At 47.9% G+C, this 12991-nt stretch carries 1 protein-coding gene (cut by a window edge); it reads left to right on the top strand.

Features of this window, described 5'->3' with window-relative positions:
• Positions 1-12991: the 3' portion of an SDR family NAD(P)-dependent oxidoreductase gene (locus MKX36_RS15820; protein ID WP_340865001.1), read on the top strand. 6770 nt of this gene lie to the left of the window's left edge; the window shows 12991 of its 19761 coding nt (coding positions 6771-19761); its start codon lies beyond the left edge, outside the window; its stop codon occupies positions 12989-12991.

Below are 12991 nucleotides of genomic sequence, written 5' to 3'. Positions count from 1 at the left end.
GGAAAAGCTGGAAGGATTCATGAAAGACCAGACGGGGATCTCCGAGCTGTATCGAGGACAGGTCAAGCGAAACAAAGATGCGCTATCCGCACTGGTAGAAGATGAAGACATGGGGAAAACAATCGCTGCCTGGATCGGGAAACGGAAATACGCGAAGATAGTGGATCTGTGGGTGAAGGGACTGGCGATGGACTGGAGCATGCTTTACGGAGATGCCAAGCCGCAGCGAATGAGCCTGCCAGCCTATCCTTTTGCAAAGGAGCGGTATTGGGTCACAGATATTACGATCCCATCTGTAGAAAAAATTCCAATGGAATCTCAGGAAAAAGCAGTTCTTGTTCAGTCTCAAGTAATGCAGTCTGCTCTTCCTGAAGCTTTAATGCCATCCAGTTTTTCGAGTAGTTCTGAAAAACCAAGCGGGATTTCTTTACGGAATTTGTCAGACAGTCAGTCGCAGCTTAGCAAGTCTGCCAATCAGCAGACAGCACCGATTATTTTAACTTCCCCGGAAGGGGTAATGCACACGTCAGATAATGACAACGAGACGGAAGAACAGACGCCTGTGGCTCCTGCCCTATCCATATCGTCAGAAATATTGCAGGAGGAGCTGACAACAAGTCTGGCGCAAGCTTTATATATAGATCGGGACGAGATCGATGAGGATAAAAACTTTGTTGATCTTGGATTGGATTCCATAATAGGCGTAGAGTGGATTCGAAACATTAATAAACATTACGACACATCCATAACAGCGACAAAAGTCTACGATTATCCAACCATACGGGAGTTTAGCAAATTTTTAGAAAAGGAATTGGGCAATCGTGTAGCCCAATTAATCATGCCGTCTTCTGCTGCGTCTATTCTGGATCAGGCGCCTGCAAAGCATTTACCGCCGCTCGTATCATTGGAAACGGATAAGCAGACAGAGGCCTCACTTCAGATTAATTTAATGCCGATATCGCCTGAAAAGCAGCCGCAATTCGGCACGATTCCGTCTGGTGTCTCTACAGAGCAATTAAGGAAAGAACTGACGGCAAGCCTAGCTGAAGCCTTGTACATGGAGCAAAGCGAGATTGAGGCAGATAGAAACTTTATAGATATCGGTTTGGATTCGATTATAGGCGTAGAATGGATTCGAAATTTGAATAAGCGCTACGGCACATCCATTGCAGCTACCAAGGTCTACGACTATCCGACTATTCTGCAATTTACCGAGTTTTTGGCACAAGAAATCAATAAGCACGGGGGCAAGAAAAGCTTCGTTCAGCAGCCCTTGAACACAGTCTCGGACACGGTCAAACCTATAGCAGAAGTCCATTTACCGCGACCAGAGACGATCCAATGCTCTCCAGCGCAGCTCCCTAAGGAGGAAACGGTGCCATTGCGTCGGGTAAAAGCAGAAGAGGAATCAGTGCCAGCAACTTCGGAAAATCAAGATGCAATTGCAATTGTTGGGATTTCGGGAAGATATCCTGGTGCCGAAGATGTACAGCAATATTGGAAAAATCTCGCTCAAGGTCAAAACTCCATTGTTGAAATCCCGAAGAACCGCTGGGACGTAGACCCGTTGTATGATCCGCGTCCGGCACAAGAGGGGAAAGTAAATTGCAAGTGGCTGGGTGCCTTGAAGGATATAGAATATTTTGATCCGTTATTTTTTAATATATCTCCTACCGAGGCGGAAGGGATGGACCCGCAGCAGCGCATCTTTTTGCAGGAAGCCTATAAAGCCTTTGAGGATGCAGGTTATAGCGGCTCACAGTTGGGAAATAAAAAATGCGGTGTTTATCTTGGCATTTTAAATAATGAGTACAGTATGATGCGCTACAAAAATGAAGCACAGTTCAGCAATACTACCGGGAACAGCAACGCTATTGCAGCGGCTCGTATTTCCTATTTCCTTAATTTGAAAGGACCCGCCATATCCGTAGATACGGCATGCTCCTCATCGCTGGTGGCAACTCACCTTGCTTGCCAGGCTTTATCAAATAAAGAGATTGAAATGGCGCTGGTCGGCGGTGTGTCCTTATACCTGACTCCTGAATCCTATATAGGTATGTCTGCATCCGGAATGTTGTCACCAGATGGTCAGTGTAAGACATTTGACAATAGTGCCAACGGCTTTGTTCCAGGCGAAGGAGCAGGGGTGCTGGTTCTGAAGCGGCTAAAGGATGCGGAAGCTGACCGGGATCACATCTATGGGGTTATTATCGGAACTGGGATTAATCAGGATGGAAAAACCAACGGAATTACCGCTCCAAGCACGAACAGCCAAATAGAGCTTGAGCAGGAGATATACAATAAGTATCAGATTGAACCCGAAAGTATTAGCTATGTTGAAATGCATGGGACAGGCACCAAGCTGGGCGATCCTATTGAATTGGAGGCTTTATGCACAGCTTTCAAAGAAAAAACAGATCAGAAGAAGTTCTGTGCCATAGGCTCGGTAAAGAGTAATATCGGGCATACTTCGGCAGCAGCAGGCGTAGCAAGCATGCAAAAGGTGCTGTTATGCATGAAGCATAAGAAACTGGTACCGACACTGAATTTCAAGAACCCGAATGAACATTTTGATTTCGATGATTCTCCATTTTATGTAAATACACAATTAAAGGACTGGCAACCTTCTCAAGGTAACAAAAGGCGGGCCGCTGTGAGCTCTTTTGGTTTTAGCGGTACCAATGCCCATCTTATTATTGAAGAATATCGTCCAGAGGCTGCAATTTCACCAGCAGACGACGAGTCACATAGACCCGTTCTTTTCGTATTGTCTGCCAAAAATGAGCAGCAACTAGTAACTTATGCCGAAAACATGAGAAACTTTATTGCCACTCAGCCCAACCTTAACTTGACAGATATGGGGTATACGCTGCAAGTAAGCCGTGAGCCGATGAACCACCGTCTGGCTTTTGTGGCAGATTCAAAAGAGAATCTACTACAAGCGCTGGATGGCTTGGTTCATCACCAACGGCCAGCTGGAGTCCTGACGGCTCAGGTGAAAAAGGGCAAGGACGGGATCGTGCTCTTTGAGGCAGATGAAGATGCCAAATCCTTGCTTGAAACCTGGATCAAGAAGAGAAAATTGGGGAAAATTGCAGAGCTGTGGGTACAGGGGCTAACGATGGACTGGAACAAGCTGTATGGGAACATCAAGCCTCGTCGGATTAGTCTGCCCACCTATCCTTTTGCAAAAGAACGGTGCTGGGCGCCCGAGCTAGACAGTAAGGCTGGTAAAGGTACAACTTCTGTCATGGCTGCAACGCTTCATCCTTTGCTGCACCAAAACACTTCCGATTTTTCGGAGCAGCGATTCAGTTCTAGCTTTACAGGCCAGGAGTTTTTCCTGAAGGATCATGTGGTGAATGGGCGCAAGGTGCTGTCTGGGGCCGCATCCCTTGAAATGGCGCGGGCGGCAGTGGAGCAATCACTAGGGACGGATGAGGGCGACCTGGTCGGAATGTGCCTTAAAAACGTGGTTTGGGCACGGCCTATTGCCGTAGAGGATGGCCCAATACAGCTGCATATCGGGCTTTTCCAGAATGAAGATCAAGAAATTTCATATGAGATTTATGGAAATAACGGAGCCGATGATACAGAACTTATGGTATATAGCTTCGGCAATGCGGTTCGGAGATCAGCGGTGGAGGTTCCTGCAATGAATATTAAAGATTTGCAGGATACATGCAGCAGAAGCTTCCATCCGGCAGCATTGTATAACCTTTTCAGAGAGCTGGGGATTGATTATGGTCCTGGGCATCAGGGGATTGAGATGGTATATGCCGGAGAGGGTCAAGTGCTGGCGAAGCTATCCTTGCCCTCCTCAGTCTCTGACAATCACGGTCAATTTGTCCTGCATCCAAGCATGATTGATTCAGCTTTCCAGGCATCCATAGGCTTGACGCTGGGCTCTCGCGAGATTAAGCCTGCTCTGCCGTATGCCATTCAGGAAGTTGAAATTATAAAACATTGCAGCTCCACCATGTGGGCGCTGATTCGATACAGTGCAGATGGTACAGCAGGAGATAAGGCACAGAAACTAGATATTGACCTGAGCGACGAAACCGGAGAGATCTGCGTGAGGATAAAGGGTTATTCATCAAGAATTCTGGATATAGACTCTATTCCCACAGACGCGCAGTCCAATTCTGGTACCTTGATGCTTGAACCCGTGTGGAAAGAGCAGGGAGTTAGCATAGAGGGCGATTTACCTGTATATGATCGCCATGTCGTGATCCTTTGCCAGCCGTCCCAGATTTCTCGTGAACAAGTAGAAGCTCAAATAAGCGGCGTAAAGTGCATAATATTGCAACCTGATCAAAACGGAATCGGGGAACAGTTTCAGTATTACGCCGTTCAGATACTTGAGCTAATACAAAGAATTTTTAGAGAAAAAAACCATGGCAAGGTGTTAATCCAGATTGTTACTAACGACCAGGAGGAGCAGCAGCTTGTATCAGGGCTCTCAGGTCTTTTAAAAACCTCCAGAATAGAACATCCAAAACTGGTGGGGCAGTTGATAGAACTTGAACAGGATAAGGCCCCGAATACAATCATAGATATTTTAAAAGAAAACAGCTGGAGTCCTGGAGACATCCAGATCCGGTATGGGAAAGGTAAACGGTGGATTTTCAGCTGGAATGAGATTCCATTTTCTCCGGAAACGGTGGACATTCCGTGGAAGGAGAACGGAGTATATCTCATTACCGGCGGTGCCGGTGGCTTGGGACTTATTTTTGCCAAAGAGATTGTAAATAAAGTACAAAATGTCGCGTTGATTTTAACGGGCCGTTCCGCGCTGGATGAGGGCAAGCGGGCAGAGATAAAGAAATTGGAGTCATTAGGAGCACGAATAGCATATAAGCAGGCCGATGTGACCCGGGAGCAGGCGGTGGCTGATTTAATTCGGGAAATAGGGGCAGAATTCGGAAGCCTGAATGGCATCATTCATAGTGCAGGAGTCATTCGTGACAACCGCATACTTCAAAAAAATAGCGGGGAAATGCTGGAGGTTCTTGCACCCAAAGTTCTAGGGGTAGTGAATTTGGATCAGGCGAGCAAGCACCTGCCTCTTGACTTCTTCATTCTGTTTTCGTCGGTTGCTGGAGGGCTGGGCAATCAGGGACAGGCGGACTATTCTACCGCTAACGCGTTTATGGATGCTTACGCCAGATACCGGAACACATTGACAGGATCGCAACAGCGCCAGGGGCAAACGATATCTATCAATTGGCCACTATGGAAAGAAGGCGGGATGCATATTGATGAGGAGACAGAGAAGCTGGTAAAGCAGCACACAGGCATGGGCAGTATTTCAACTTCTTCCGGCATTCAGGCCTTGTACCGTGCCATGCTTACGGGTGCTGATCAGGTTATGGTGCTGGAAGGCAATCTCGAGAAAATGAAAAGAACAATAGGCTTAGATATTCCGGAAACCGGACAGTTTGAAAAGGCGACGGGTGCTTCAGCAATTATTTCAGCCATTTCCACGACTGACGGAAATGCCGCGCCGGACCTGCAGGACAAGGTGCAAATCGCCATGATGCAGGCGGTATCGAAATTGCTGAAAGTCAAGCTTGAAGATATTGATGCCTATGTAGAACTGAGTGAGTATGGCTTCGATTCGATCTTGCTCACGCAATTTGCCAACAACATCAATCACTTGTATCGGCTTGAGCTGACTCCTGCCGTATTCTTTGAATACACTACACTTCATGACTTCTGCAGGTATTTAGTGGACGAATATGCCACCTTGCTTGGTGAGCAGTTTGTCGTCCAGACCCGGACTGAGCCTGCCGTGCAGAATGAAGAGGATGATAGGGAAGACAGCATCCGCAGTAGACGCCAGCGTTCCCGATTTGCAAACGAGAATGTGCTAGCTATGCCGCAACAGACCCAGGCTGGTTCTGAACCTATTGCAATCGTAGGCATAAGCGGTGTCTTTCCCATGGCCCGGGATGTAGATGAGTTTTGGAAAAATCTTGAGGAAGGCAGGGATTGTATCACTGAAATACCTGAAGATCGCTGGGATTGGAAGGCGTATTACGGTGACCCTGCGGAAGAGACCAATAAAACAAACATCAAGTGGGGCGGGTTTATTGACGGGATCTATGAGTTTGACCCTTTATTTTTTGGAATTTCACCGAGGGAAGCTGCACTCATGGACCCGCAGCAGCGTCTGTTAATGACCTATATTTGGAAGGCGATTGAAGATGCAGGCATTCAGGCAGCGGGACTGTCGGGAAGTCGTACAGGTATCTTTGCAGGAACTGCGAACAGCGGCTACAGCGGAATGATCTATCAGGGAGATGTGGGTGTGGAGGCGTATTCCTCTAGCGGAATGGCGCCGTCGGTAGGACCCAATCGTATGAGCTATTTCCTTAATATTCATGGTCCGAGCGAGCCTGTCGAAACTGCCTGCTCCAGTTCGCTGGTGGCCATTCACCGGGCAGTAAAGGCTATAGAGGATGGAAGCTGTGAAATGGCAATTGCAGGTGGTGTCAATGCAATTATCACACCTGAGCTTCATATCAGCTTCAATAAAGCAGGGATGCTGTGTGAGGATGGCCGGTGCAAAACCTTCTCTGATCAAGCCAACGGTTATGTGCGTGGTGAAGGGGCAGGCATGGTTTTCCTGAAAAAGCTGAAGGACGCAGAAAAGGCTGGAGACCATATTTACGGCGTAATCCGAGGCACAGCTGTCAATCATGGTGGCCGGGCTAATTCCCTGACAGCACCTAATCCGAGGGCACAGGCGGATTTACTGGTAAATGCATATACAAAGGCTGGTATCGACCCAAGAACAGTCTCTTACATTGAGGCCCATGGGACAGGCACCGAGTTGGGTGATCCTATTGAAATCAACGGACTGAAAGCAGCCTTTAAAGAGCTATATGAGAGTACAAAGGGACCCGGGATCAAAGAGCCCCATTGTGGCCTAGGTTCGGTGAAGACCAATGTTGGACATCTGGAGCTGGCTGCCGGAATCGCTGGTGTCATCAAAGTTCTGCTTCAGTTGAAGCATAAAAAGCTTGTTAAAAACCTTCATTGCGATGCCATTAATCCCTATATCAAACTTGAAGACAGTCCTTTCTATATCGTCCAGGAGACGAGTGAATGGAAGCAGCAGCAAGATGCTTCTGGGCACAATATTCCTCGGAGAGCAGGTGTCAGCTCTTTTGGATTCGGCGGCGTCAATGCTCATTTGATCATCGAGGAATATGTTCCGAAAAATCAGGAGAAAGAGCCAGTTACCTTCAGTGCCCAAAAGCCGGCTATTGTTGTACTGTCAGCCAAGACTGAAGGACAGCTGCAAGATCAGGCACGGCAATTGCTGGCTGCAATCCGGGAGCGCCAGTTCACAGACGGCAGTCTGGGAGATATAGCATATACCCTGCAGATGGGGCGCGAAGCGATGGAAGAACGTTTGGCCTTCACTGCGGTGTCTCTCTCTGAGTTAGAGGAGAAGCTAAAGGGATTTGTTGAAGGGCGAGAAGGCATCCCTAGCTTATATGTAGGGCAGGCAAAACGCTATAGAGAACAGGAAACAAGAGCGGGCGCGGCCGAGACGATTGAGTCGCTGGCTAGTGAAAGCGACTACGCCCAAATCGCACATCTTTGGGTAAAAGGCGCATTTTTTGACTGGGACGTGCTGTACGAAAAGCATAAACCAATCCGTATCAGCCTGCCTACCTATCCTTTTGCCAAAGAACGATATTGCGTAACCGATACCAATAACCTGAGTGGAGCAAACGATATTGGGCCAAAGCAGGAGAAGTCAGCCATCATTCATCCTTTGCTTCAGCGCAATACGTCCGATATTTATGGACTTCAGTTCAGCTCCACATTTACGGGAAGAGAATTTTTCCTCGCTGACCATGTGATCAAGGGACAGAAGCTTTTGCCTGGAGTGGCCTATCTTGAAATGGCGCGAGCAGCAGTAGAGGAAGTCGCTACACCTTCGGAAGTAAATGGGATTTGTGTTCGTTTAAAAGATGTATTATGGCTCCGGCCTGTGGTAGCTGGGGAGCGGCCGATTGCTATAAATATCGGGCTCTACCTGCAAGACGGCGGAGAAATTGCCTATGAAATCTACAGCAAGTCTGAATCAGTGGATACAGAGTTAGTTGTGCATAGCGAAGGCAGCGCAGCAATTGCTCCGTTGGCTGAGATTCCTGCCATAGATATTGAAGCTCTGCTGGAGCAGTGCAATCTGGGTACCTATTCATCCCAGCAGTGTTATGAGGCGTTTGCAGCCATGCAGGTTTCCTATGGGCCAGGGCATCAAGGAATTGAAAAGATCTACACTGGCGTGGATCAGGTACTTGCCAAATTGTCCTTGCCTACCTCTGTTTACCAGACCATGGGACAGTTTGTGATGCATCCTAGCTTGATGGATTCCGCTTTGCAGGCGTCCATAGGCCTGATGATGGACACATACGGCGCTGCCATGTCTGACGGTAAAGCTTCTATAAAGTCAAAGCCGGCTTTACCGTTTGCTGTGGAAGAGCTTGAGGTGTTTAGTGGCTGCACATCAGAGATGTGGGCTTGGGTCCGTAATCGTGAAGGCAGCAGACAGGATGGTCCAGTGCAAAAGCTGGATATTGATTTGTGCGACATGCAGGGGAATGTTTGTGTAAGCATGAAGGGCTTCTCATCACGAATTGCAGAAGGAGGAACAGGGGGATCAGATGAATGGACGATACCTGAGACTTTGATGCTTGAGCCTGTATGGGAGGAACAAGCCCTTGTCCCGGGAGGAACAGCACCTGAATATCGGCAGCATTTGGTCATTTTATGTGAACCAGCTCATATTTCCGGGGAAATGATTGAATCACAGATGAACGGGGTGCATTGTCTTATCCTGCAATCCGACGAGGAAAGCATGGATGCACGCTTTAGAACTTATGCAGCACAAGTGTTTGAGCAAATTCAACAGGTGCTTAAAACCCAATCCAAACACAAAACATTGATTCAACTTATCATTCCGGTACAGGATCACAGACAGGTATTCTCTGGACTTTACGGACTCTTACAAACAGCACAGCTTGAGAATCCCACACTAGTGGGCCAACTGATCGAAGTGGATATGGAGGAAGATGCAGCAGGTATTATAAATATCCTGCAAGAAAATAGCCGCAACTTCATGAGTTCACATATCCGCTACCAGTGGGGCAGACGATATGCTGCCGCATGGACGGAAATCAAATCCTCGCAGGAAGTGAACCGTATTCCTTGGAAGGACAAAGGGGTTTATTTGATTACTGGCGGAACCGGCAGCCTTGGTTTGATTCTGGCTGAAGAAATGGCACGACAGGCTAAAGATGTCGCGTTAATTCTCGTCGGACGATCTATGCTCCGTGGTCACATCAAAGCAAGGATTGAGGAAATAGAGGCTCTAGGAGCAAGAGTCGTATTTCGGCAGGCCGATGTCGACGATAACAGAGCGGTTGAGGATTTGGTTCGGGATATTCGGGAAGAGTTTGGGAAACTGGACGGGATTATTCACGGTGCAGGAGTAACCAGCGATAATTTTATGATTAAAAAAACAGAAGAGGAATTGCAGAAAGTATTGGCGCCAAAGGTTACAGGATTAACGAATCTGGACCAGGCCTGCAAGGATATTCCGCTGGACTTTTTCATTCTATTTTCATCTGTTGCAGGCAGTCTTGGGAATATAGGACAGGCTGACTATGCTGCTGCCAATGCCTTTATGGATGCCTATGCCAGATATCGCAATACACTTGTAGAACAGAAACAACGTTATGGGCAGACGCTTTCAATCAACTGGCCGCTCTGGAAGGAAGGCGGAATGCGTATTGATAGTGAAACGGAACAAATCATGGAGGAAATGGGGATGTTCGCTATGGGGACCGACACAGGAATGCGGGCTTTGTACCAGAGTCTGGCTTCTGGAAAAGATCAAGTCATGGTATTAGAAGGGCATGCCAGCCAGCTCAGAGAAACGCTCCTGCAGCAGCCATCCCTGAATCAGGTTGAAGATGCCTCCTCTATGATCATGGAGAGCAGAAAGGAGCCTGGAATCGGTCAAGACCTGCTTGTCGAAAAAGCAGCAAATTATTTAAAGCAATTGCTCGCAACATCCATCAGACTGCCAGCAAGGCAGATTGAAGCCGATGCCCCTATGGAGAAGTATGGAATTGACTCTATTATGATCAGACAGCTGACACGTGAATTGGAGAAAACATTCGGTACATTACCCAAAACGTTGTTTTTTGAATACCAGAGTATCCGGGAGCTGACCCAATATTTTCTTGAAGTTCACCAGAAGCAGCTGATTCAACTGCTTGGAATGGAGGAAGAGGTCAACGCCGTCCAAGCGTTTACGTCTTCCACTGTGAAAGAGAACCCGGAAAGGCCGCTTTCCAGCAGCCGAAGACAAGCTCGTGAAATGCCGGCTCAGGCAAAATTGCTGGATCAGAAAAAACTCCAACCGCAGCCGGAAGCAGCAGGTGGTACGGGGGATATTGCCATTATCGGCTTGTCGGGCATGTATCCTGAGGCCGAGAATGTTAGAGAATTCTGGAGTAATTTGCGTGATGGGAAGGATTGTATTACAGAAATTCCTAAAGAGCGCTGGGATCACAGCATATACTTTGACGAGGAAGGGAACAAGTCTGGAAAAGCTTACAGCAAGTGGGGAGGCTTTATCAAAGGCGTGGATCAATTTGATCCGAAGTTTTTCAACATTTCTCCTAGGGAAGCAGAAATCATCGATCCACAGGAGCGCTTGTTTCTGAAATGCGTCTATGAAACGATCGAGGATGCAGGTTATACACGGGAAGGGCTTGGACTGGAAAGGAATGTAGGCGTTTTTGTCGGCGTTATGTACGAAGAATATCAGCTTTACGGGGCGCAGGAGCAGGCTAGAGGCAAAATGATTGCCGTTCCGGGGAATCCGGCCTCCATTGCAAACCGTGTTTCTTATTTCTGTAATTTCCACGGACCAAGCATGGCTGTGGATACGATGTGCTCATCCTCATTGACGACCATACATCTTGCCTGCCAGAGCTTACAGCAAGACGAGTGTGAGCTTGCCGTTGCTGGCGGTGTCAATGTCTCCATTCATCCGAACAAATACCTGATGCTTGGGCAGGGAAGATTCGTATCAAGCAAGGGACGATGCGAAAGCTTCGGAGAAGGCGGAGATGGGTATGTGCCGGGTGAAGGCGTAGGGGCCGTGTTGCTCAAACCGCTGACCAAAGCAATAGCAGACGGCGATCACATATACGGGGTCATCAAGGGAACCGCTGTGAATCACGGCGGGAAGACCAATGGCTTTTCAGTTCCAAATCCTAAGGCGCAGGCTAGTGTAATTAGAAGGGTCTTTAAGAAAGCTGGTATAAACCCCAGAACAATCAGTTACATTGAAGCACACGGCACCGGGACATCTTTAGGTGATCCCATTGAAATCGCTGGATTGCAAAAGGTTTTCCAGGAATACACGGAAGACACCCAGTTCTGCGCCATTGGTTCGGCAAAATCCAATATAGGGCATTGCGAGAGTGCAGCAGGGATTGCAGGAGTGACTAAGGTGCTCCTTCAGCTCAAATACGGACAGATCGCACCTTCGTTGCATTCCAGCATACTCAACCCGAACATCGACTTTAGCAATAGCCCTTTTATAGTTCAGCAGGAGCTTGAAGAGTGGAAAAGACCGGTCGTCACGATAAATGGGAAGACCGCTGAATACCCAAGAATTGCAGGTATTTCTTCTTTCGGTGCTGGAGGCTCCAACGCACATGTGCTCATTGAAGAATATGTCCCTGAGGTGCAGGAGACTAGACAAGCTCCTATGATATTGCAAAGTCCGGCCATAGTCGTGCTGTCAGCCAAAAATCAGGAGCGATTGTACGAGCAGGTGCAAAGATTGCTTTCTGCACTCAGAGCGACGGAATACGCGGATGCCAGTTTGGGGGATATAGCATTTACCCTTCAGGTGGGACGGGAAGCTATGGAGGAACGGTTAGCAGTCATAGCTAAGTCTACGACGGAGCTTGAAGGAAAGCTGGAGAGCTTCCTAGCGGGGAATGAGGAAATCGACGGACTCTATTCGGGTCAGGCAAAGAAAAATAAAGATATTCTGACGGTTCTTGAAGCAGACGAGGACATGGAACAATTGGTGGATATCTGGATAAGCAAGAGCAAGTATACAAAGCTGGCAGAGCTGTGGGTTCAGGGACTACTATTCGATTGGAACAGGCTTTACGGAAAGGTTAGACCTCATCGGATGAGTCTGCCAACCTATCCATTTGCCAAGGAAAGCTATTGGATCTCTACGTTTGGAAGCCAGTCCAAGGAAGTCAAGACGGAGCTCCCTGTAGTTGATATTCCAGCACAAAAGCAAGAGCCCGTTGTTTTCAGCCCTCCTACTGCCAACGCTAATGTGCAGGTACAGACATTGGCAAAGGTACCTGAAAAGCCGCAGGGTATTTTGCTGCGCTCAGTCTCTAATATCGAGAAGGTAGCCGACGCACCCAAAAAGGCAGCTAAGCCTGCAGAATTGAAGCCTGCTCCCCCGCAGCCTAAACCTATCAATTCTACACCGCAGCCCGCTGTCAGGGATGAGGCCAAGCGACCTGCTAACGGGCCTACGGCTGTACGGGTGGATGCATTGGAGAAGGAACTAATTAAAAGTCTCGCTAAATCCTTGAGTATGGATGAAAAGGATATTGGCCGGGACGATAAATTTATCGATATGGGACTGGATTCTATTATAGGCGTAGAGTGGGTACAGGACGTGAATAAACGGTTTGGAACGGCTATTTCAGCAACCAGAGTATATGACTATCCTAACATCAAAGAATTTTCCAAATATTTAGCAAAGGAATTAAGCAAATCGGCGGGAGCCTCAAACCAAGTACCTGTAGAGTCAACTTCTACGCAGCCCATGCAAGCGTTGATCCAGAAGGTGCTGCAAGGTGAATTAAATGTTGAGCAGGCTGATCAGTTGTTCAAGCAATTACACTCGTAA

Source organism: Paenibacillus sp. FSL W8-0439 (assembly GCF_038008995.1).
GTDB classification, from domain to species: domain Bacteria; phylum Bacillota; class Bacilli; order Paenibacillales; family Paenibacillaceae; genus Paenibacillus; species Paenibacillus polymyxa.
This window is presented reverse-complemented; position numbering and strand designations above follow the sequence as displayed.